The 21963-nt window shown below is 64.8% G+C and carries 17 protein-coding genes; 5 read left to right on the top strand and 12 right to left on the bottom strand.

The annotated features are described in order from the left end of the window. Window positions 1-990, bottom strand: coding sequence for an NAD(+) diphosphatase (gene nudC, locus ACIPV6_RS04725; RefSeq protein ID WP_400269758.1), 990 nt, complete (start codon window positions 988-990; stop codon window positions 1-3). A gap of 168 nt (window positions 991-1158) precedes the next feature. On the opposite strand from nudC, the gene ACIPV6_RS04720 reads away from it, so the two are divergent. Further along, window positions 1159-2358, top strand: a complete 1200-nt coding sequence (locus ACIPV6_RS04720) for a macrolide 2'-phosphotransferase (RefSeq protein WP_400269757.1) — start codon at window positions 1159-1161, stop codon at window positions 2356-2358. Between the two features lie 67 nt (window positions 2359-2425). Here ACIPV6_RS04720 and ACIPV6_RS04715 read toward each other — a convergent pair whose 3' ends face one another. The 3 genes from ACIPV6_RS04715 to ACIPV6_RS04705 are packed head-to-tail and all read right to left on the bottom strand — an operon-like array spanning window position 2426 to window position 9698. Next, window positions 2426-5926, bottom strand: coding sequence for an ATP-dependent helicase (locus ACIPV6_RS04715; RefSeq protein WP_400269756.1), 3501 nt, complete (start codon window positions 5924-5926; stop codon window positions 2426-2428). Beyond that, on the bottom strand, window positions 5923-9285 hold the full coding sequence (locus tag ACIPV6_RS04710) for an ATP-dependent helicase (RefSeq protein ID WP_400269755.1): 3363 nt from the start codon (window positions 9283-9285) through the stop codon (window positions 5923-5925). The genes ACIPV6_RS04715 and ACIPV6_RS04710 overlap by 4 nt, the downstream gene beginning before the upstream one ends. After that, window positions 9282-9698 carry an MGMT family protein gene (locus ACIPV6_RS04705; RefSeq protein ID WP_400269754.1) on the bottom strand — a complete coding sequence of 139 codons (417 nt, stop codon included), beginning with the start codon at window positions 9696-9698 and terminating at the stop codon, window positions 9282-9284. Before ACIPV6_RS04705 ends, ACIPV6_RS04710 begins: the two co-directional genes overlap by 4 nt. A 65-nt stretch (window positions 9699-9763) precedes the next feature. Between ACIPV6_RS04705 and ACIPV6_RS04700 the strand changes: the two genes are divergently transcribed. The 4 genes from ACIPV6_RS04700 (at window position 9764) to ACIPV6_RS04685 (ending at window position 13260) form a co-directional block, all read left to right on the top strand. Next, window positions 9764-10474 (top strand): 3'-5' exonuclease, encoded by a 711-nt coding sequence (locus ACIPV6_RS04700; protein ID WP_397322235.1) that lies wholly within the window; start codon window positions 9764-9766, stop codon window positions 10472-10474. A 324-nt stretch (window positions 10475-10798) separates the two neighbouring features. Further along, window positions 10799-11749 carry an ABC transporter substrate-binding protein gene (locus tag ACIPV6_RS04695; RefSeq protein ID WP_400269860.1) on the top strand — a complete coding sequence of 317 codons (951 nt, stop codon included), beginning with the start codon at window positions 10799-10801 and terminating at the stop codon, window positions 11747-11749. 12 nt (window positions 11750-11761) lie between these two features. After that, on the top strand, window positions 11762-12526 hold the full coding sequence (locus ACIPV6_RS04690; protein WP_397322232.1) for an amino acid ABC transporter permease: 765 nt from the start codon (window positions 11762-11764) through the stop codon (window positions 12524-12526). Continuing rightward, on the top strand, window positions 12523-13260 hold the full coding sequence (locus tag ACIPV6_RS04685) for an amino acid ABC transporter ATP-binding protein (protein ID WP_400269753.1): 738 nt from the start codon (window positions 12523-12525) through the stop codon (window positions 13258-13260). Before ACIPV6_RS04690 ends, ACIPV6_RS04685 begins: the two co-directional genes overlap by 4 nt. Window positions 13261-13341: 81 nt before the next feature. Here ACIPV6_RS04685 and ACIPV6_RS04680 read toward each other — a convergent pair whose 3' ends face one another. From ACIPV6_RS04680 to hemQ, 8 genes are all read right to left on the bottom strand, one after another. Further along, window positions 13342-14622: a glycoside hydrolase family 3 N-terminal domain-containing protein gene (locus ACIPV6_RS04680; RefSeq protein WP_400269752.1), complete on the bottom strand. Its 1281-nt coding sequence runs from the start codon at window positions 14620-14622 to the stop codon at window positions 13342-13344. 113 nt (window positions 14623-14735) lie between these two features. After that, window positions 14736-16055 (bottom strand): glutamate-1-semialdehyde 2,1-aminomutase, encoded by a 1320-nt coding sequence (gene hemL / locus ACIPV6_RS04675; protein WP_400269751.1) that lies wholly within the window; start codon window positions 16053-16055, stop codon window positions 14736-14738. 53 nt (window positions 16056-16108) lie between these two features. Beyond that, window positions 16109-17200: an LLM class flavin-dependent oxidoreductase gene (locus tag ACIPV6_RS04670; protein WP_400269750.1), complete on the bottom strand. Its 1092-nt coding sequence runs from the start codon at window positions 17198-17200 to the stop codon at window positions 16109-16111. Next, complete coding sequence (gene hemB / locus ACIPV6_RS04665; RefSeq protein WP_400269749.1) at window positions 17200-18180, bottom strand: porphobilinogen synthase; 981 nt, start codon at window positions 18178-18180, stop codon at window positions 17200-17202. The genes ACIPV6_RS04670 and hemB overlap by 1 nt, the downstream gene beginning before the upstream one ends. Beyond that, window positions 18177-19055 carry a uroporphyrinogen-III synthase gene (locus tag ACIPV6_RS04660; RefSeq protein ID WP_400269748.1) on the bottom strand — a complete coding sequence of 293 codons (879 nt, stop codon included), beginning with the start codon at window positions 19053-19055 and terminating at the stop codon, window positions 18177-18179. Before ACIPV6_RS04660 ends, hemB begins: the two co-directional genes overlap by 4 nt. Beyond that, entirely contained in the window at window positions 19042-20040 is a 999-nt protein-coding gene (gene hemC / locus ACIPV6_RS04655; RefSeq protein ID WP_400269747.1) for a hydroxymethylbilane synthase, read from the bottom strand. Before hemC ends, ACIPV6_RS04660 begins: the two co-directional genes overlap by 14 nt. After that, window positions 20037-21260, bottom strand: a complete 1224-nt coding sequence (locus tag ACIPV6_RS04650) for a ferrochelatase (protein WP_400269746.1) — start codon at window positions 21258-21260, stop codon at window positions 20037-20039. The genes hemC and ACIPV6_RS04650 overlap by 4 nt, the downstream gene beginning before the upstream one ends. Beyond that, window positions 21257-21958, bottom strand: a complete 702-nt coding sequence (gene hemQ / locus ACIPV6_RS04645) for a hydrogen peroxide-dependent heme synthase (RefSeq protein ID WP_400269745.1) — start codon at window positions 21956-21958, stop codon at window positions 21257-21259. Before hemQ ends, ACIPV6_RS04650 begins: the two co-directional genes overlap by 4 nt. Window positions 21959-21963: the final 5 nt, after the last annotated feature.

The following is a 21963-nucleotide window of genomic DNA, read 5'->3' as shown; positions in this document are numbered from 1 at the left end:
TCACGGCTGGAGGTCTTCGATTACGCCGCCATACCAATGCTCAATCAGGGACCGTGCGATGGACAGCCTGGTGGAAATGGTGATGTCACCGCTCAGCACGGCCGCCTGCAGTTCCTCGCGGCTGAACCACCGCGCACGGGTGATCTCGACGCCGTCGGGCTTGGCGATGGAATCACTGGTGGTGGCCGTGAAACCCAACATGAGCGAAGCCGGGAACGGCCAGGACTGCGAGCCCAGATACTGGCACGCGGTCACGCTAACACCGACTTCCTCACCGATTTCCCGGACCACTGCCTGCTCCAGGGATTCACCCGGCTCGACGAATCCGGCCAGGGTCGAGTAGTTCTTCGCGTCCGTGGGACCGCCGCCGCCCAGGAGCAGACGGCCATCCGGGCCCACCACCGTGACAATAATGGCCGGGTCCGTCCGGGGATAGTGCTCGGAGTTGTCCCTGGGGCAGCGCCTCACCCAACCGCCTGCTTCCAGGTCCGTCGGGGTACCGCACTGCGGGCAATGTGTGTGTGTTGCATGCCAGTTGCTGATGGCGCTGGCTTCGATGAACAAAGCAGTATCGCTGGCGTCGAGCCTTCCGGCGACTTCGCGGAAGCCCGCCCACTCAGCGTCAGCCGGTATCAGCGACGTCCCTGGCGCTGGGGGTTCAGTGACCGTGAACAACAGCACTGCGCTGCCTTCCGGAAGGGAGGACGGACCCAACGTGGTGCCCAGGTATATTGCAGTCGCCGGGTTGTCTTCCGCCAGGTTCAGGGCCTCCCACAGGCGGAGCGCATCCCCAAACCAGAGGCCCTGCTCCGTCACAAGGGCCTTGCGCTGCGAAATGACCATGGCCTTGGCGGTTCCCGAGGCGATCAGGTCCTCCACCATGCCGGGCTTGAGGCGGGCACCCGAGCCACGGTCCACCACGGCAGGACGTACTGGAAGGACAGTGTCCATGAGGTGATTGGCCGGCGCAGGAGACTCCGTGTAGCTCATGTATCTACCGTACTGACTCACGCCGACAAAGAACATTTGGCGAGGCCTTGATGTGGATAGGGCCGGACAGCCGCTTCGGGATGCCCTGGGGCCCTGTTTTGCTACGGATCTGGAGACTCGCCGCACTGCATCATGGCCATCGGCTCCGCTCAATCTACCGTTGGAGACGTGAGAAGAACACCGCTTGAACTGGCCGCTGTAGCAACTGCGGCGGTGCCTGGATTGGCGCCGACGGCTACGGCTCATTCTTCCGATGACGACGCCGACTTCGACTCGGCGCTGTTGCTTGACGCGGAAGGCAAGCGGTGGCGCGTCCGATCCCCCCGGCATCCCGAAGCCAGCACCCGGCTGGAATCTGAATTCATGATCCTGCGCGCCTTCGCCCCGGCCATCAGGGCTGAATTGCCGTTCCACGTGCCCACCATCGCCGGGACCGTCCGGCAAGGAGACCTGACGACTTTCGTCTATGCCCATTTGCAGGGTGCCACGCTCTCCATTGAGGAACTGTCCGCCGGCAACGCGGACCTCGCACGGGACATCGGTTCTGCCCTGGCAGCGATCCATGACCTGCCGCTGGCGCTGGTCACCAGCGCCGATCTGCCCAGCTACTCGGCCAACGAGTTCCGTCAACGCAAGCTCAACGAGTTGGACCAGGCCGCAACCACCGGCAAAATCCCTGCGGCGCTGCTTCGGCGCTGGGAGCACGCCCTTGAAGACGTGGCCCTATGGCGCTTCAATCCCTCGGTGGTCCACGGAGATCTGCACGAAGACAATCTGATGGTCCAGCACGACGCCGTGACAGCGGTCACCGGCTGGACGGATCTCCGTATCGGCGACCCCGCCGACGACTTCGCCTGGCTGGTGGCCTCCAACGAAGCGCCGTTCATCGACGCGGTCCTGGCACGTTACACCCAGGTCCGACGCGAGACGCCAGACGGCCACCTGCTGCGGCGGGCAGCGTTGCTCGCCGAGTTCGCCCTGGCCCAATACCTGGTCAAGGCCATGGCTGCCGGGCACGAGGAGATGACCGCAGAGGCGGAGTCAATGCTCCAGTCCCTAGCCGACGACATCGAAGAACAGGCAAGGCTGGATGAAGCCGAACGCGCAGAGCGCGCGTCCGCCGAAGCCGCCATGCCCGCGGGATCACCCGACGGCGTGCTGCCGGCGGTCAGCGTCGCAGCCATTCCCGATGCCGGAGCCGCCTCCGTGTCCGTGGCCCCGGTCCCGATCCCGGCAGAGGAACAGCCAGCCGAGACCGACGCAACGTCCGGCCACTCAGCAGACGGGGCCTCCGATGACGCTGCTGGTCCCGAGGACACGTCAACGGCCGCCATCGGCATAGTGAACGTGACCCCGCTCAGGGGCTGAAACCCAATTCCCCTGGCAGTTGGTTCTGGAGGCCCGGCAAAACTGCTCCAGCCTCCGCCTACTGGGTCTACTGTGCTGGATGGCGCGGGCCGTGATGGTTGAGTGCACGCGCGATGATTCCTTCAAGGTCGGCTGCCTGTCCAAGGTCGTGCGGACGGACCACGGCATCTTCAGCGACGTAATAGAAAGCTGCGCTGACATCTTCGAGCGGTACGCCCTTGAGCCGCGACCAGGCCAGCCGGTAAACGGCCAACTGGACAGCCCGGGTAGCCAATTGCTTACCGGCGGGCCGACGGCCGGTTTTCCAGTCGATCAGTTGCCACCGACCGTCGGCGTCACGGAACACAGCGTCAATCCGGCCACGGACCACCACGTCCCCGATTTTTGTCTCGACAGGAACTTCCACGAACGCCGGCGCACGGTTGGCCCACTCGGACTGCTTGAAGGCTTCCACCATCTGATCAAGTCCGTAGGCTTCATCGATATGCGCGTCCTGCCCGGGAGCCTCATCGAGATCAAGCATGCCCGTGGTACCAAAATATTCCTCGACCCATGCATGGAAGGCAGTCCCCTTCCGAGCCGAGATGCCCGGTTCACGAGGCACCGGCCTGCGGAGCTGGGCGAGCACGGCGGCGGGGTCTGCCCCCAGATCGACAAAAAGCGAGGCTGAAATGTGGCTCGGCAAATGGACGTCGCTGTGGGCGTTGGATTGCCGTTGCCGGTCCAGCAGGAGCTGTGCTTCCTGGGCCCAGCGGCCAGCCCTGCTGCTGGGGTCTCCGCTGGCAGGCGCCGTTGCCGGCTCATCGAGGTGGGCGAGGACAGCCGAGGCAGCGAGGTCCATGCCGGCACGCCGGCCGGGAACCAACCGCAGCTTGTTGCCGGTGCGTGGATCCGACGGCCCCTCCAAGGGGTCGTAGGGATAGAGCGCCACCTCAACCGTTGCGGTCAGCGGACTCGAATCGGGCAGGGACTCCTCCGCAACGGACTCGGGGTGGATAGTGGCCGGGCCGTTGTCCTTGGCCAGCGGCCCCAGTTCAGACAGGAAGGCGGACATCTCCGCGATTCCTGCCCTTGAGCCGTTCCACGCCGCGCTTGAGACCCAGAGAACAAACTTTGCCCGGGTGTATGCCACATACGCCAGCCTGCGCTCCTCCCCCTCACCATGGTGTTGGACGTCCGATTTGAACACCTTTTCAGCGTCCAACCACCCCTTCTGGTCCGGCTGGTCCAGGTCCCACTGCGGAAGGTCGGCGTGATCGCCCCTGAGCGGCCAAGGCAACGCCGCCGCCCCGCTGCTCCACCGCGAGTCCCTGTTGCTGGGGAAAGCTCCTGCGTTGAGGCCTGGGACAAACACCACGTCCCATTCCAGCCCTTTGGAAGCGTGGACCGTCAGCAATTGGACAGCCTCCCGGTTGGCCTCGACGGGAGCTGCATCCAGGCCCCCCTCCTCCGAGGCAGCGGCCTCCAACCAGGACAGGAACGCCAGGAGGTCGATGCGTTGGGAGGTCTGCAGGAAGCCGGCGGCGGCATCCTGAAAGGCATCCAGGTTGCGGCGCGCCTGATGGACGCTGGTTCCCGGTTTGGCGGCGACCTCGATATCCAGGAGCATGGCACGTTCCACTTCGCCGATGAGCGTAGTGAGGTCGTCACCGATGTAGCTGCGCAACGAACGCAACTCCGCGGACAGTTTCTGCAAGCGGTGCAAGGCGACGTCCGTCAGCGAGCGGCCGTGGCCCGAGGTCCACCCTGGACGCGGCAGGAAGTCCAAGGCTTCCACCAAACTGGCTGCGTCGGTGATGTCACTCTCGACTACCACAGCATTCGGGTCTTCGTCCTCGTCGGGATAGGCGGTGTGGACATCCGGGCTGGAGCGCCTGCGGGCAAGGTACTTGGACCAATCCCCCAACGCCATGAGGTCAGCCGGGCCAATGCGCCAACGGGCGCCGGACAGCAAGCGCATCAAGGAGTCGGAGCGACCCGGATCCGCCAGGACCCTGAGTGTGGCCACCAGGTCCACGATTTCCGGGGTATCAAGGAGGCCGCCCAAGCCCACAATCTGGTAGTCAATCCCCTGGAGTTCGAACTCACGGCGAAGGGGTTCCATTTGGGCACGCCGCCGGCACAGCACTGCCATGGTGGGTTTAACCGGGGTGCCGTCCTTTTCCTCTTCGAACACTGTCCGCTGATAGCGCCGGATATCCTTCGCAATCACTGCGGCCTCGTCCTCGTCGGTGCCGAACCGGCCGATCACCACGCTGCCTCCGGCAGCAACAGGGCTGGGCACCAGCGAAGGAACCCGAACGACGGCGGACATCTTCCGATCGCCTGCCGGACCTCCCGTAACCGCAGCCTTGTTCAATGGCGCGGCGATGGTGTTGGCTGCCTCCAGGATGGTACGGCCATTGCGCCATGCCGTCGTCAGGAAGGAGGTGGGAGCGACGGTAAACGAAGCGGCACCGGACAGGGGATCCGTGGTGCGCACAGGGAACTCCTGAACGAAGTGGAACAACTGGCCGGCCGAGGCACCACGAAAGCCATAGATGGACTGGTTGGGGTCTCCCACCGCAGTCACTGCATGGCCATTTCCAAAGAGGCGGGAGAACAAGACAAGTTGTGCGTGCGAGGTGTCCTGGAACTCGTCCAGCAAGACAACCTTGTACCGGGCCCGCTCCGTCGAGGCCGCCTGTGGAATGTCACTGGCGATCCGCGCCGCCAGCGCAACGAGGTCGCCAAAGTCCAGGACGCCGCGTTGCCGTTTGGCCTGCTGGTAGCGGACCACCATGTCGGCCACGCTTGCGCGGGTACGGAGCATCGAAGAAAGGTCCTTGGCCGCCTGCGTTGGATTTTTTGCCGCGCCTGCAACATAAGGAAGCTGCTCAAAACCGGACACGCGGTCCAGAATCCATTCGCGGACCGCGGCAGGTTCCTGCAAGTGCTCGGCACATTCTCCGGCCAACTGGATAACGGCGTTGACAAGTGTGGACTTGGCGGCCGTAAAGTGCTCGAAGTCACCGTCGTAGGCTTCTACCACCTCGCTGGCCAACTGCCACGACTGCGCGCCGCCCAGGAGCACGACGTCGCGTTCGATCCCCAGTCGAAGGCCGTGATCGGCCACGATTCCGCTGGCGTAGGAGTGGTAGGTGGAGACCTTCGGCTCAAGATCATCGGCCTCGGCGAGGCCGGGGGGAAAGCCGATCCGGCCGTCGTCCGCCGCCGCGATGCGCTGGAGTGTGGCGAGCTTGGCACGGATCCGGCTGGCCAGCTCCCCGGCAGCTTTCCGGGTGAACGTGACGCCAAGAACTTCCTCCGGTCGAACCCAGCCGTTGGCTACGAGCCACACCACGCGGTCGGCCATGGTGGCGGTTTTGCCGGAGCCGGCACCGGCAATCACCAACCGGGGGGCCAGCGGGGACTCGATGATGCCTGCTTGCTCCGCCGTAGGCCGGTTCTTTTCACCGAGGATTCCGGCGAGCTCGTCCGGCGAAAAAAGAACCGGAAGCTGTTCCACGGGGTCATCGATGCCGCCGGCCCTGGAGAAACCTGCTCCGTCCAGGAGTTCGAGCGTCATTCCGTTACCTGCTTTCCTCGGGCGCACAGTGGGCACACATCGGGCAATCGGCAGCCGTGGCCGCCATGTCCACTCTTGCCGGGATCGTGTCTGGCCTCGAACGTGGCCCCTGCCATCAGGTGCGCTGCCCCGGTGACCATGGGCTCAGCCCAATTGTCCCCGCGGTCCAACGCCTCCTGTTGCTGGACCACCGGCGTCTTTGTCTTGGTGCCGAGTTGTGCGAGTACCGCTCCGCCGGGAACGGGCGACCCCTCAGCGGCCACTCCCCCTTGGTCTTGGAAGGCCCCCATCAGTACCGCAGCCTGATAGGCCCCGAGCTGCGGGTGCCGGGCTACCTCCGCCTTGCCCGGGTGACGTTTGCCGGTCTTCAAATCGACGATGACCAAGCGGCCCTCAGCGTCGATCTCCAAGCGGTCCACCTGCCCGCGCAGAACGGCGTGGCGAACAGTGGGCACCGCGGAATCCTCCTCCTCGACTGGGACGCTGAGGTCCGGAAGCCGCACTTCGAAGTCATGCTCGACGCCCGCCAAGGACCTGCCTTCGCTCCGCATGACCAGCACGTACTGCGCCAACTTCCTGACCATGAGTTCGGCTCGCTGGAAGTCGAGCTTGCCCTCCCAGTTGTCCTTCATGCCCAAGGTTGGCCACCGGCGGACAAGCTCAGCAACATATTCGGCACCCGATGCCTCCGGGAACTCCTGCGCGATGCCGTGGACCAGGGTTCCGAGGCTGCGGGCGAAATCGGTGGCAGCTTCCCCGCCGGCAGCCTGGACGAACCAGTCGAGGGGCGACTTGTGGACGGCTTCGACCTTTGACGGGGAGACACTGACGGTCCCACCGGCCGGAACGATCGCTTCCTCCGAACTCAGTGGGGCCAGTCCCCACCACGAATCCGGATGCGCCCCCGGAGCGGGCGGCTGGGCCGCCGCGAGTTGTGCCAGGACGCGCGCGGCGTCCTGTGCCAGGTGCGGTTCGCCCACCGCAGGTTCCGCGGCCTGGGCATGCTGCCGGAGTTCCGCCACGAGCGCCCGAAGCGTCATGGGCCGGTCCACGGGCGTGTACTCCCGCTGGAATTCCCCGGACGGCAGCGGCGCTGCGTAGTCCAGGAACGCTGAGGGCTGCTCGTCATCCGACGAGACAGCCGTGCAGATGAGGACTTCGCGGGCACGGGATACCGCCGTGGAAAAGGACCGGAGTTCGTCGTAACGGATATCGCGGAGCCTGCTCAAGGGCCCCCGTCCCAGGGCGTACTCCACGCCGTGCTCCACGGCATCCGCATAAAGTGTGCTGCCCAGCAACTCGCCGCGGAGGCGGGTGTTGGGCCAGACACCCTCCTGGAGCCCGGCGACGATGACCACGGGCCATTCGCGACCGGCAGCACTTGCCGGCGTCAACAACTCAACACATTCTTCAAGCTGGGCACGGGCGGCGAGCGTATCCATAGGCAGCTCCTGGTTCATCAAGTACTCCAGGAATTGTTCGGGACCGGACCCAGGCAACTGGTCAACGAACCGCTCCGCCGTATGGAAAAGGGCCATCATGGCGTCGAGGTCCCGGTCTGCCCGGGCTCCGGCATTGCCGCCCTCAAGCGCTGCTTCCGACCACCGCGAAGCGAGGCCTGTGGCGTGCCACAACGCCCACAGGACGGATTCAGCATTCGCTCCGGGTTCTTTGACGGCAGCAGTTCCCGCTGCCAGCATCCGGGCGAGGCGGCGGGCCGCGCTGGCCTCCATGCCCAACGTGCCCAGCGAGCCCGGTTGCAGCAGGGCTTCCACCAAAAGGGCATCGCTGGAACGGCCGCCGCCGCCCTGCAGCTCTTCGCGTCGCAGGGATTGGCGAAGCCGCCGCAACTCGATGGCGGAGGCACCGCCAAGACGGGAGGTCAGAAGAGAAACAGCCGCCTCGGGGGTGAGCGTAGCGGGATCGAGGGCCACTGCGAAGGCCTGCAGGAGTGGGCGTACGGCAACCTCGTCCCGCACGGCGGAGTCAGCCACCGGCACGCGCACGGGTATTCCTTGGCCGCTCAGATACCGCTGCAGTTGCGAAATCTGTCCGCCATTGCGCACGATCACCGCAATGTGGCTGAACTCCCTGCCGTCCCGCAAGTGGGCCTCCAGAATGCGCTGGGCGACATACCGGAGTTCGTGGACGGCCGACGGGAGAATGTGGCCTTCCACCGTGCCGGCTCCGGCGGTCGAGGGCTGGGCAGTGCTCGGCTGGGCTGTGGTCGGTTGGGCAGTGGTCGGTTGGGCAGTTGTCGGCTGGGCAGTGGCCGGCTGATCCAGGCGGCGCGCCAGCCTGCCCCCGGACCGCTGCGAAATCCGCGAAGCAACCCGGTTCCATGCCTCCGCTACACGAACGGCATGCCGATGGGTGATCCCGAGCGGGCGCACCAGGACATTTTCGAGGGGACCGCCCACGAGCGACGGAAGATCAGCCACCAGGTCCGGACGCGCCCCACGGAAACCCTGGACGACGGTATCCGGCGAGTACGTCACCACGATGTCCTTGTTTTCACCGATATCGGCGAGGAGTTCGAAAACCGCCGGGTTGGACTCCTGGGCGTCGTCCACCAGGATCAGGTGGAGCCGGTCACGCTCGGCGGCGAGGAAGGCCGGCGAATCCTGGAAAATCTGGCGCGCGGTGGTGATGATTCCCGCGGGGTCGAAGGCCTCGGGCATGCGCAAGTCCAGCACGTCCCTGTACTCGCGGTAGAGTTCCGCGGCGGCAATCCAGTCGGGCCGCCCGCAATCGTTGGCGAGTGCCGCCAGATCCTCGGCTGTTCGGCCGGATTCGATGATGCGGTCGAACAACTGCCGGATCTCGTGCCGGAAGCCCCTGGTTGGAAGAGCGGCGGACAAATCGTCCGGCCAGGGGAGCTCGAAGCCGGGCCGGAGGTGCCCTTCAAGCAACTCCTTGATAATGAGGTCCTGCTCCGGACCGGACAGCAGCTTTGGTTGCCGCGGCAGCGGCAGGATACCTTCCGCTTTGGCGCGCCGGATGACATCGAAGGCATACGACGCCCAGGTGCGCGCCGGCGTCGTACTTAAACTGCGGGCGAGCCGTCCCGTGAAAGTGTCCCGCAGCGCCGCGGCGGCATGCCTTCCGGGGGCGAGGATGAGGATGTTTTCCGGATCCAGGCCGTCCTGCAGGACCCGCCGGACTGCCGACTCGACGAGCACCGTGGACTTGCCCGTCCCGGGTCCTCCGGGCACCAGGACCGGGCCGCTCCCGCGGCCCAACGACACGACTGCCTGCTGGTCCGCGGACAATGACGGTGCCTCGAAGTGGACTTCGCGCGGTGGAAGCAGGCGCAGTGAGGTCGGGGTCCCCCGGTTCTTGGAAGCTGTTGCGGTCACACAGTCATTTCATCATCGGGCACCGACAAAATATGGAGCTGACGCTCCAACTGGTCCGAGATCACATCAAGGTTGTCGAAATCGGACTCCGTGGGCGACCACCTTGCAGAGGCGAGGTCTACCCGCCAGCGCCCCTCACCGGTCCGCAGGAATTCCGCATGCGCGCCGTGCAGCGGAGTGGACTCCTCGAGGTAGTGCCGCAACGCTTCCAACTCATGCCCGGGCGGAGCGTCGCCGCTGGCCCGCAGGACCCGCCACCAGCAAACGGAACTGCCATAGTGGCTCATTACGGCCCCGACCTGCCGTGGACCACCTGCTCCCAGGAGCTCTGCGATGTCGCCGTAGGAAACCGCGGCACCCGGCGGAATGAGGTCCACCACGGCGAGAACCGCCGTCACGTACTCCATCCGCATGTGATCAGCCTAGCTGCAGGAGTGTCGTACCCAATAGTGTCGGAGCCAGCCGGTAGCTTGAAACCATGAGTTCCTGGAATACCCTTCCCCGTGCAGCATTCGATCTTGAGACGACGGGTAAGAATTCCCGCTCCGCCCGCATTGTCACAGCATCCATCACTGTTGTTGACGAACATGGCGAGCTGATCAAGGAACACGAATGGTTGGCAGATCCTGGCGTGGAGATTCCGGTCGAGGCCAGTGAGGTGCACGGCATCACCACTGCCAAAGCGCGCGCGGAGGGGCGGCCCGCAGCAGACGTCACCCGGGAAGTCGCCACCGTCCTCCAGGAACTTTTCGACGCCGGCACCCCGGTTATCGCATTCAACGCCAGCTACGACTTCACTGTCCTCGCAGCGGAGTCGGCACGCCACGGCGTGCCCCAGTTGAGCCGCTTCCCGGTGCTGGATCCGTATGTCATGAACAAGCAGGTAGACCGCTTCAGGAAAGGCAAACGGACTCTGACCGCCCTGTGCGAGGAATATGGAGTGGACCTGGACAACGCCCACACGTCCGCCGCGGACGCATTGGCCACACTCAGGGTCCTGGATGCCATGGCCGGCAAATTCCCCAAGTTGCACATGCCTGCTTCCAAGCTGCACCATTTGCAAGTGGACTGGGCTGCCTCGCAGGCTGCGGACTTCCAGCAATACCTGCGGCGGAGCAAGCCCACGGCAGTCATCGAAGGCGAGTGGCCGGTCCTCCCGCCGGAGGACGCCAGCCGCGGCGGGTTCTAAACCGGAGCCCAGCGGGCAGGTTAAGACTTGCGACGCAAGTCACATGATTTTCGGGAACTCCGGAACACGCCAATATCCGGCGCCGATTTCCCAGACTGGGCCACAGTGTGAACACACAAGGGCCAACACAGCAATCATCGATGCTTATATTCGGCACAAGTGAATTCAAGCAATCACTTGTTCGATTCACGGCCTCCTGGCGGCGTGGTGACATAATTAAGTTCGGCGGGTTGAAGTCTGCTAAGGCAGCCAAGATCCAGGCGCTGCCACGTTCCCCGCCCACCGCGTAACGTCTCCGTGACCATCGATGAAAGTGATTTCTTCATGAAATTCAAAGCCCCCAAGTGGCTGGCCGCTGCCCCCGTTGCAGCAGCCCTGGTGATCTCCCTCGCAGCATGTGGCGGAGGTTCCGCCCAGCCCAGCAGCTCAGCTACGGACGCCCTCGCCGGCAGCGACCAGCAGACACTGGACAAGTACACCACCGCCGATGTCACGCCGATCGACAAGATCGACAAGTCCAAGCTTGGCCTCATCACCGACGGCACCCTCCGCGTTGGCACCCTCTCCGACGCTCCGCCGAACATCTTCATTGATCCGTCCGGCAAGTTCACGGGCTACGACAACGAGCTACTTCGCGCCATTGGCGACAAGCTGGGCCTCAAGGTCGAGTTCGCGTCCACCGACTTCTCGGCCCTGCTCTCGCAGGTGGCGAACAAGCAGTTCGACGTCGGATCCTCCTCGATCTCCACCACGGACGCGCGCCGCAAGACGGTCGCGTTCACCAACGGCTACGACTTCGGCTACATGGCCGTCGTTACGAAGAACGACGCCAAGGTCACCGGCTTCGCCGACCTCAAGGAAGGCCTCCGCATTGGCATCGTCCAGGGCACGGTCCAGGATGACTATGTCACCAACACGCTCGGCCTTGAGCCGGTCCGTTTCCCCGACTACAACACGGTTTACGGCAACGTGAAGAACGGCCAGATCGACGCTTGGGTTGCTCCTTCCCAGCAGGCTGAAGGCCAGGTCAAGGACGGCGACAACACCAAGATTGCCGAAAAGGTTGTCAACACCCAGAACTTCACCGCTTACGCCGTGAACAAGGACAACAAGGCCCTCATCGACGCCCTGAACTCCGGCCTGGACGCCGTTATCGCGGACGGCACCTGGACCAAGCTCACCTCTGAGTGGTACAAGGACCGTCAGACTGCCGCAGAGCAGACCCCTCAGGGTTGGAAGCCGGGCAGCAAGGCCGTCCAGCTCCCGGCCAAGTAAACCGGAGGTTCCGTGGATATCCTCAAGCAACTCTCCGACACCTTCCTTGACTGGGAGGCGATGGGCGAAGTCATCCCTAAGATGTTCGCCGTCGGCCTGCCGAACACCTTGGTTCTCGCAGTCATCTCAGGCATCATCGGGACACTGCTGGGCATGGCACTTGCCCTCATGGGGATTTCCCGGAACCCAGTGGCCCGGTGGATCGCCCGTGTCTACACGGACATCCTGCGTGGCCTGCCGCCGGTCCTGACCATCCTGGTGATTGGCTTCGGTTTCGGCCCCATCATCCGCGAACTGACAGGCTCCACGAGTCCCTATCCAATGGCCATCGCCGCGTTGTCGCTGATGTCCGGCGCCTACATCGGCGAGATCTTCCGCTCAGGTATCCAGAGCGTGGACAAAGGCCAGTTGGAAGCTTCGCGTGCCCTGGGGTTCGGCTACGGCGCATCCATGCGCCTGGTAGTGGTTCCCCAGGGCATCCGCCGGGTACTCCCGGCCTTGGTCAACCAGTTCATCGCGTTGATCAAGGAATCCTCCCTGGTATTCCTCCTGGGCCTGCTGGCCTCTGAACGCGAAATCTTCCAGATCGGCAAGGATGCGGCAGCCACCACCGGCAACCTCTCCCCCTACGTTGCTGCAGCTGTGTTCTACCTGGTGCTCACGATCCCGTTGACGCACTTCGTGAACTGGATTGACGCCCGCCTGCGTTCAGGCCGGCCGGAAAAGAAGGAACCGGACGATGCCGCGGCAGTCGTCGGGAAGGGAGCCCAGGCATGAGCGATTTCGCATCAGGATCACTGACGGCAAAGAACATCCACCTTTCGTTCGGCAGCAACCATGTCCTCCGTGGCATCGACCTGCACGTCGAAAAGGGCACCACTGCGTCCGTCATTGGTCCGTCAGGTTCCGGCAAGTCGACCTTGTTGCGTGTCATGAACCGGCTCATCGAGCCGGACCAGGGAGACATCCTGCTCGATGGAAAGTCCGTCCTGAAGGACAATCCGGATGAACTCCGGCGCCGCATCGGCATGGTGTTCCAGCAGTTCAACCTTTTTCCGCACAAGACAGTGGCCGAGAACATCACCCTGGCACTGCGCAAGCTCCGCGGCATGTCCAAGGACCAGGCCCGCGAAGAGGCGCTGAACCAACTGGACCTGGTGGGGTTGAAGCACAAGGCAGACACGCGTCCTGCCAACCTCTCCGGTGGACAGCAGCAGCGCGTTGCGATCGCACGCGCCTTGGCCATGAAGCCGGAAGTGATGTTCTTCGACGAGGCCACGTCGGCTTTGGACCCGGAGCTCGTCAAGGGCGTCCTGGCCCTCATGACGGACCTGGCCCAGGGCGGCATGACCATGGTGGTGGTGACCCACGAGATGGGGTTCTCCCGGAACGTCTCCGATGTGGTGACCTTCATGGATGCCGGCGTCGTCGTTGAGGCTGGTCCTCCGGAACAGCTCTTCACCGCTCCGCGGACGGAACGCCTGCAGGGCTTCCTCTCGGACGTGCTCTAAACGCAGCCGACGCACACACAGCGAAATCCCCGTCCTCCGCGGCGGTCCTCCACGGACCAGCGGAGGCCGGGGATTTGCCGTTTAAGGCTTGGCCGTGGCTTTGACCTGCAGCACAGCCAGGGCTGCGGCATCCACCTTGGCCCGGAACGCGGGATCCGTCTGTGCCTTCTGAACTACGGCCTGGTGCATTTCCGGGATCCGCGCAGGGTCCGCGCAAACCATCATGGTGCCACCGGCGCCAAAGAAGTTGGTGGCCCGCTCTGCACTGGTCCATGGTTCCAGCTGCGCGGCACTGCACATGTCATCGGAGAGGATGATTCCTTTGAACCCTGCGTCCGTCCGAAGCATCGATTCCATCACCACCGGGGAAAACGGCGCAATGTTGGCGGGGTCGATGCGGTCGTAGTAGGCGTTGGACAACATAACCCACTGGGCACCGCCACGGATGGCTGTGTTGAACGGCGCCAACGCGGGGTCCGTACGGGTGGTTTCTGTATCCCGCACGTCCTTGCTGACATCCGTGTTGGGAACCACCCGGCCCAGTCCGGGATAGTGCTTCACGACGGGCGCCACTCCGGCATCGGCCAAGCCTTGTGCAAAGGCGTTCCCGAGCACCGACACTTGCTCCGGTGTGTAGCCGTACTGGCGCTGGAAGCGTCCGATCGGACCGTTGGATGGAGCGAACTCCGCGCTCTTTACCGTGTCAAGGACAGGGGCCAGGTCCACGTTGACCCCGGCGCTTCGCAGTTCCCTCCCCCACAAGGCCGCGCTGGAACGCAGCTTGTCGGGCCCCAGTCCGGCCTGGGCCACTGCCGACGGTATGGCGGAGAACCCGGGCCCGGAGAGAACCTGCACGTTGCCGCCCTCCTGGTCCGTGGCTACGAACAAGGGAAGGTTTCCGGTGGTGGCTGGCGAGACCGTGGCTTTCAAGGAAGCCACCACGTCGGCCGTCGCGGCTGCCCCGGCTTTGCTGCGTCCGCTCAGGTAGACATTTCCCACGTGGTACTTGCCCAATGCCTCCATGGTCCCGGGGTCGGGGCCGGTTGCCTTGGCCGCGACCATGAACAGCTGCCCTGCCCGCTTCTCGAGGCTCAGGGTAGAGAGCTGCCGGGCAGCTGCATCCTCGGTTGCCGGGGGTGATACCCCCGTTGCGGAGGGGGTCGGCTGCGGGGACGGAGCCGCGTCCGACGGCGCGGCGGCGGCTGAACGACTGGGCAGAGCCGAAGACGTCGATGAGGGACCGGGTGATTCCGATGGGGCGGGATTGCCGCCGCTGACGGTGCATCCGGAGGCCATTACCGCGATGACTCCTGCCGCCGCAAGTGTAGTGCTGAGCGATGCAATGGTCTTGGTGGTACGCATGGCAAACCGTTGATTCGTTGGGGTTGGGTTTCCCCTACGAGCCTACCCCGCCTACGCAAACGGCGCCTTCGAAAGCTGCTGCCTGCAACTTTCGAAGGCGCCGAAGTCCTGGCCTAGGCTTGGGCGGAGGCAGCGGCCTTGGCTGCGGCCGGAAGCGCGTCAAAAATGCGGTTCATCGCGGCGTCATCGTGTGCCGCGGACAGGAACCAGGCCTCAAAGACGGACGGCGGCAGGTACACGCCGGAGTCCAGCATGGAGTGGAAGAAAGGCGCGTAGCGGAAGACTTCCTGGGCCTGCGCGTCTGCGTAATTGTGGACTCCGTTGGCGGAGGTGCCGAAGGAGACAGAGAACAGGTTCCCTGCCCGCTGGATGGAGTGGTCCACTCCGGCGGCGTCCAACGCAGACGAAAGGGCCGCGGAGAGTTCCAGGGAGCGCGCATCAACGTGGGCATAGACCTCGGGTGTTGCGTGGGTCAACGTGGCGACACCGGCCGCCATGGCAACGGGGTTCCCGGACAACGTTCCGGCCTGGTAAACGGGGCCCAACGGGGCCAGGTAGTCCATGACATCCGCGCGGCCGCCAAGGGCCGCCGTCGGCATGCCGCCACCAATCACCTTGCCAAAGGTGAGCAGGTCCGGTGCCCAACCCTCCTGGCGTCCGGTCAGGCCCCAGTAGCCGGCGTAGCCGGTGCGGAAGCCGGTCAGGACTTCGTCCAGGATCAGGAGGGCGCCGTGTTCTTTGGTAATCCGGGACAGTCCTGCGTTGAAGCCTTCGGCAGGAGTAACGACGCCCATGTTGGCCGGTGCTGCCTCGGTGATCACAGCGGCGATGTGGCTGCCGTGCGCTGCGAATGCTTCCTCAACGGCGGCGAGATCGTTGTAGGGCAGGACCAGGGTCTCCGCAGCGGCCGCGGCCGTGACGCCGGCAGAGCCGGGCAGGGCAAGTGTGGCCACCCCTGAGCCGGCGGACGCCAGGAGGCCGTCCAAGTGGCCGTGGTAGCAGCCGGCGAACTTGATGATGAGGTTGCGGCCGGTGAAACCGCGGGCCAGGCGGACGGCCGTCATGGTCGCCTCGGTACCGGTGGAAACCATGCGGAGGCGCTCGACGGCGGACACGCGTTCCTTGACAAGGGCGGCCAGGTTGGCCTCATCCGGAGTGGAAGCGCCGAAAGAGAGGCCACGGTCAACAGCCGCGTGCACAGCATCCAGCACTGCCGGGTGCGCATGGCCCAGGAGTGCCGGACCCCACGAGCAGACCAGGTCCACGTATTCCTGGCCATCGGCATCGGTGAGGTAGGCGCCCTTGGCCGAGACCATGAACTTCGGTGTTCCGCCCACGGAACCAAACGCACGGACCGGCGAGTTGACCCCGCCGGGCATCAGCGACTGGGCGCGGTCGAACAGCTGGTCGGACACAGGGGTGTTTGAAGTCATGGTTCCTATTCTTTCAGTGATGATGGAGCTGCCTGCTGGATCGGCGCCAGGCGTCAGCCCGCGTCTGCTTCCGCTTCGCCCAGGAGTTCGGCTACGCGGGGCGCAACTTCCGTCCCGTACAACTCGATGCAGCGCAGCATGGACTGGTGCGGCAGTGTTCCGTTGCTGTATTTGAGGTCGAACCGGTCCACGCCGAGGTTGCTCTTGAGCAGGGCGATCTTCCGGGCCACAGTTTCGGGGGAACCCACGTACAGCGCTCCTTCGGGGCCGCACATGGCGTCGAATTCGCCGCGGTTTCCCGGTCCCCAGCCTCGCTCGGCGCCGATCCGGTTGCGTTGTTCGAGCCAATGCGGGAACAACTCCTCGCGGGCGGCTTCATCGGTGTCGGCAATGAAACCTGGCGAATGCGTCGCGATTTGCCGCATGGGGTGGCCATACCTGGCCATGGCGTCCCGGTAGAGGTTCACCAGTGGCGCGAACCGCCGCGGCTCTCCGCCAATGATGGCAAAGATGATCGGGTAGCCGTATTCGGCGCAGCGCACTACGGACTCGGGCGTCCCGCCCACCCCGATCCAGGCCGGCAACAGGTGGTGCTGCAGGCGGGGATAGACCTGGAGTCCGTTGACGTTGGGGCGGGTGCGCCCTTCCCAGTGCACGGGCTTCTGCGCGCGGACTTTGTGGAAGAGGTCCAGCTTTTCCTCGAACAGGACCTCGTAATCGGCTACATCGAGCCCGAACAGGGGGAACGATTCGATGAACGATCCCCTGCCGAGCATCACTTCGGCGCGTCCGTTGGAAAGGGCATCAACCGTGGCAAAGCGCTGGAACACCCGGATGGGATCGTCCGAGCTCAGGACCGTCACGGCAGTTCCCAGACGGATCCTCGACGTGACTGCGGCGGCCGCCGCCAGGAAGACTTCAGGTGCTGACACCGCGAAATCACGGCGGTGGTGCTCCCCCACTCCAAACGCATGGATTCCTACGGCGTCCGCCAGCTTGGCTTCTTCCAGAAGCTCGCGCAGGACCTGGGCGTGTTCCTTGGGATTTCCCTCGGCATCAAGCCCGGCGTCACCAAAAGTATTCAGGCCCAGCAGGATGCGTCCAGCACCAACCGGCGCCGTGGGATCGGACGGTGCAAGGGTCATCAGGACTCCTTCAGCCAGCCTGCCAGTTCGGAGGCCCAGTAGGTCAGCACGGTATCGGCACCGGCCCGCTTGATGCCGAGCACGGATTCCGTGATGGCCCCACGCCGGTCGATCCAGCCGTTCGCGGCGGCCGCTTCGATCATGGCGTACTCACCGGAGATTTGGTAGGCCGAGACGGGCACCGGACTCATGGCTGCCACATCGGCAAGGATGTCGAGGTAGCTCATGGCGGGCTTCACCATGACCATGTCCGCTCCCTCTTCGAGGTCCAACTCCACTTCGAGAATCGCTTCGCGGCGGTTCGCAGCGTCCATCTGGTAGGTGCGGCGGTCGCCCTTGAGCTGGGAGTCGACAGCTTCCCGGAAAGGTCCGTAGAAGGCGGAAGCGTACTTGGCAGCGTAGGCCAGGATGGCAGTGTTCTTGTGGCCGGATTCCTCCAACGCCTGCCGGATCACGGCGATCTGGCCGTCCATCATTCCGGAGGGGCCCAGCACGTGCGCGCCGGCCTCAGCCTGCGCAACGGCCATCTGTCCGTAGATCTCCAACGTGGCATCGTTGTCCACGTAGCCGTTGGCATCCAGGACTCCGCAGTGTCCATGGTCCGTGAACTCATCGAGGCAGACATCGCCCATGATCACGAGGTCGTCGCCCACTTCGGCTTTGACATCCCGAATCGCCTTGTTCAAGACGCCGTCCGGGTCCAGGGACGCCGTACCGCGGGCATCGCGCACTGCAGGAACGCCGAACAGCATGATGCCGCCTACACCCAGTGCAACAGCCTCGGACGCCGCCCGCTTGAGGGTGTCGGTGGTGTGCTGGACGACTCCGGGCATCGAGGTGATGGGGCTGGGCTCGGTCAGGCCCTCCCGGATGAAGGCCGGCAGGATGAGGTCTGCAGGCGCCAGGCGGTTCTCGGCCGTGAGGCGTCGCATGGCGGGGGTGGTGCGCAAGCGGCGGGGACGGTGGTTCGGAAAACTCATTGGGGGTTCCCTTCGTTGGCAAAGATGGTTTCCAGGGCGGTTGCAATGCCCGCCGGTGTGGGTTCCTTGGCTGTTGCCGCCACGGGCAGGCCAATCCGGGCGGCCTCGGCGGCAGTGGGGCGGCCGATCGCAACCAGGCGGCAGGCCCCAAGCGGCAGCAGGGCTTGGGAGATCCGGCGCACCGCGCTCGGGGAGGCAGCGACGATCGCGTCCAGTGCCCCGGCGCCGAGCCGCGCCTTCACGGCTTCAGCCGTCAGTTGCGGCGGGAGCCCGTCATCGGAAAGTCCGACGGCGGCAGGCAGCTCCGCTGTCAGCCGCCGCGAATCATGGGCCGGGTACTCGACCGTGTGATAGGCAGTAACTGCGTCAACGGTGGCACCCTTGGCTGCCAGCCCCTCCCGCAGGTGCGGTGAGGCGATGTCCGCTTGGGGCAGGAAGATCCGTGCATTTGGCGCGTCCCACAGCTCGAGAAGGCCTTCGGCGGACTGCTCACCAGTGGGGCAAAGGTCAACGTGCAGCCCGGCGGCTTCGAGTGCCCGCTGTGACGACAAACCAACGGTGGCCACTTTCGTGCCGGCTGGCACCAGTTGTGAAGCGGTTGTGCCGCGTTCGGCTGCCTTCCCTATCAGGACACGCAGCGTGGTGGTACTGCTGACCACCAGCCACTCGTAGCCGCCGGCGGCGAGCGTGTCCAAGGCAGAATCCAAGGAGGCCTGGTCGGTGGCCTGCTCAAAGTCGATGAGGGGAAGGACCAACGGTATGGCCCCCTTGCTCCTCAGCAGGGCAGCAAGCGTGCGGGCGCGGTCGGCGCTCCTGGTGATCAGGACACGCCGACCCTGCAAGCCCGCAGCAGCCATGGGTTCAGGAGGCAGCAAGGTCCGCAATTTCAGCGGCACCGGCCGCGAGCAGCTGTTCGGCAACCTCGATGCCGAGCAGGGTGGCGCCTACCTCGGTCAGGCCGTCGGTGGCCTTCTTTTCGCGCACTGTACGGGTCCCGTCCACGGCACAGACCACGGCTTCCAGGTGCAACATGCTGCCCTTGCGGTACGCGTAGGCACCCACTGGGGCGGCGCATCCGGCCTCCAGCCTGGCCAGTACGGCACGTTCGGCCGTAACCGCAAGCCGGGTGTCGTCGTCGTTCAACGCCGCCAGGGCCTGGGCCAGCACCACGTTGCCACCGTCCGCGGAACCATCATGCTGTGGCGCGTCGGGCGTGCGGCACTCAATGGCAAGGGCACCTTGGCCCGGGGCGGGCAGCATCACGGAGGTATCGAAGAATTCGGAAACCGTATCCAGCCGCCCCATGCGTTCGAGTCCTGCGGCGGCGAGGACTACAGCGTCAAGGTCGTTCGATTTGCCCTCCACCACCTCGTCCACGGCGTTGCCAGGCAGCCCGGGTACCCGGTTGAGGCGGGTGTCCACGTTGCCGCGGATATCCAGCACCTCGATGTCCGGGCGGGCTGCACGAAGCTGCGCTGCACGCCGCGGCGATCCAGTGCCCACCTTGGCGCCGCCGGGGAGTTCCGCCAGCGTCAATCCGTCCCGTGCGCACAGGACGTCCCGCACATCCACGCGCGGCGGCGTAGCGGCGATGCTCAATCCAACGGCCGCCCCGGTGGGGAGGTCCTTGAGGGAGTGCACGGCTACGTCGCAACTCTCAATGAGCAAGGCGTCGCGCAGCGCGGCAACGAACACCCCGGTGCCACCCATCTGGGACAGCGATCCGGTCCTGACGTCGCCTTCTGTCCTGATGTGGACCAGTTCCACGGGGAAGCCCCCGACGGCGGCCAACTGGTCCGCCGTCTGCTGGGTCTGCGTCAGGGCCAGTTTGCTGGCCCTGGTGCCGATGCGAACTGTCACTTGCTGGCCTCCGGGGCGGGGTAGGCCTCATGTCCGATGCCAATGCTGGAGCCGACCTCGGCGATGACCGGCTTGGCCCCGCGGAAGTTTTCGCAGCAGTTGGGACGGCACACGTCGTACCAGGGTCCGAGATCCGTCACATGCGGACGGTCGGCGATGTTGTTTTCGAGGGTGCGTTCGCAGATCAAGTCCACCAGTCCGGACACAAAAGCGGCGTGCGTTCCCGGAGTGGGAACGCGGGTGGCTTCGATGCCCAGGTTCTTGCAGGTTTCCAAGGCTTCCGTGTCCAGGTCCCACGCAACTTCCATGTGGTCGCTGACAAAACCCAGGGGAACGATGACCACACCGCGGACACCCTCGGGAGCGATTTCCTCAAGGTGGTCATTGATGTCCGGTTCAAGCCAAGGAATGTGGGGCGCTCCGGAACGCGACTGGTAAACGAGGTCCCAAGCGACGTTCGGAGCCACGACGTCCATGATGGCCTTGGCGTTGGCAAGGTGCTGGGCGGCATAGGCGGAACCTTCCGCGAATTCGCGGGGCTCGTCCTCCGAGCGGCCTGCGGCCTCCGCGTCCCTGGTAGGGATGGAGTGCGTGGCGAACAGGACCCGGATGCCGGAGTCGGGATCGGCAACGCCTGCAGCGGAAAGCTTGGCACGGATTTCCTCGAGGCCGGCGGCCGTCCCCTCCAGGAAGGGCTGTACCACTCCGGGGTGGTCGAAGTACTGGCGGATCTTGTCCACTTCCAGTTTTCCGTCGAGGCCAGTTTCCGTCAGGGCGATGCCGATATCTTCGCGGTACTGGCGGCAGCTGGAGTAACAGGAGTAGATGCTGGTGGTGAGCATCAGGATCCGGCGGTGCCCGGCGTCGTAGGCGTCCTGCAAAACGGGGGCGATGTACGGGTCCCAGTTGCGGTTGCCCCACAACACCGGCAGTTCGATGCCGCGCTTGTCGAGTTCGGCTTCAATGGCTGCCTTCAACTCGCGGTTCTGCTGGTTGATGGGGCTGATGCCACCAAAAGCACGGTAGTGGTGCGAGACCTCCTCCAGTCGCTCGTCGGGGATGCCGCGACCACGGGTGACATTGCGCAGGAAGGGAATGACGTCTTCCTGGCCTTCGGGTCCACCGAAGGAGGCGAGCAGGACGGCGTCGTAGTGCTTCGCTTCCTGGCGGCCGCGTTCGGTGGCCTGGTTCAGTTCGGTGGAGACGGACAGCCCGCTCATGCAAGGACCTCGGCGATCTCGGCAGCCGTGACGCGGCGGCCGGTGTAGAAGGGAATCTCTTCGCGCACGTGGTTACGGGCGTCGGTGGCGCGCAGGTGGCGCATCAGGTCCACCAAGTCAACCAGTTCGGGCGCCTCCAGCCCGAGGATCCACTCCCAGTCCCCCAGCGCGAAAGAGGACACGGTGTTGGAAATGACCTGCGGGAATTCGCGGCCCAGGAGGCCGTGGTCGCGGAGCATCTTGCCCCGCTCTTCGGCGGGCAGGAGGTACCACTCGTAGGAGCGGACGAACGGGTAGACGCAGAGCCACGTGCTGGGCTCGACGCCACGGGCATAGGCAGGAACGTGGCTCTTGGCGAACTCGGCCTCGCGGTGCACGCCCATGGCCGACCAAACGATCTCCGTACCGGCGAACAGCTTGCTGCGGCGGATGGAGCGGACCGCAGCCTGGAGGTCTTCGGGCTTGGCACCGTGGAGCCACACCATGATGTCCGCATCCGAGCGCATGGCGGAAACGTCGTAGCTGCCCCGCAGGACCACGCCGTTCGCCGCGAGCTTTTCGACAAGTGTCTCGAATTCCTGCGCGGCATCGCCGCTGCGCAGGACGTCGGCTGAGCGCTTGAAGACGGTCCAGAGCGTAAAGAACTGTTCTTCGTTTTCAGAAGTTTTAGTGACAGATTCGGCAGAAGTGTGGCTCATGGTTT

It is taken from the genome of Paenarthrobacter sp. NPDC089988, assembly GCF_044748465.1.
In the GTDB taxonomy this organism is placed as follows: Bacteria; Actinomycetota; Actinomycetes; order Actinomycetales; family Micrococcaceae; genus Arthrobacter.
Note: the sequence above shows the minus strand (reverse complement) of the source record. Positions and strands in the feature narration are given on the sequence as shown.

Coding starts and splice junctions, on each gene's coding strand:
- hemL (WP_400269751.1), bottom strand. CDS start 16,055: ATGACTTCAAACACCCCTGTGTCCGACCAGCTGTTCGACCGCGCCCAG.
- ACIPV6_RS04650 (WP_400269746.1), bottom strand. CDS start 21,260: ATGAGCGGGCTGTCCGTCTCCACCGAACTGAACCAGGCCACCGAACGC.
- ACIPV6_RS04685 (WP_400269753.1), top strand. CDS start 12,523: ATGAGCGATTTCGCATCAGGATCACTGACGGCAAAGAACATCCACCTT.
- ACIPV6_RS04705 (WP_400269754.1), bottom strand. CDS start 9,698: ATGCGGATGGAGTACGTGACGGCGGTTCTCGCCGTGGTGGACCTCATT.
- hemB (WP_400269749.1), bottom strand. CDS start 18,180: ATGAGTTTTCCGAACCACCGTCCCCGCCGCTTGCGCACCACCCCCGCC.
- ACIPV6_RS04700 (WP_397322235.1), top strand. CDS start 9,764: ATGAGTTCCTGGAATACCCTTCCCCGTGCAGCATTCGATCTTGAGACG.
- ACIPV6_RS04670 (WP_400269750.1), bottom strand. CDS start 17,200: ATGACCCTTGCACCGTCCGATCCCACGGCGCCGGTTGGTGCTGGACGC.
- ACIPV6_RS04680 (WP_400269752.1), bottom strand. CDS start 14,622: ATGCGTACCACCAAGACCATTGCATCGCTCAGCACTACACTTGCGGCG.
- ACIPV6_RS04715 (WP_400269756.1), bottom strand. CDS start 5,926: ATGACGCTCGAACTCCTGGACGGAGCAGGTTTCTCCAGGGCCGGCGGC.
- ACIPV6_RS04695 (WP_400269860.1), top strand. CDS start 10,799: ATGAAATTCAAAGCCCCCAAGTGGCTGGCCGCTGCCCCCGTTGCAGCA.
- hemQ (WP_400269745.1), bottom strand. CDS start 21,958: ATGAGCCACACTTCTGCCGAATCTGTCACTAAAACTTCTGAAAACGAA.
- nudC (WP_400269758.1), bottom strand. CDS start 990: ATGAGCTACACGGAGTCTCCTGCGCCGGCCAATCACCTCATGGACACT.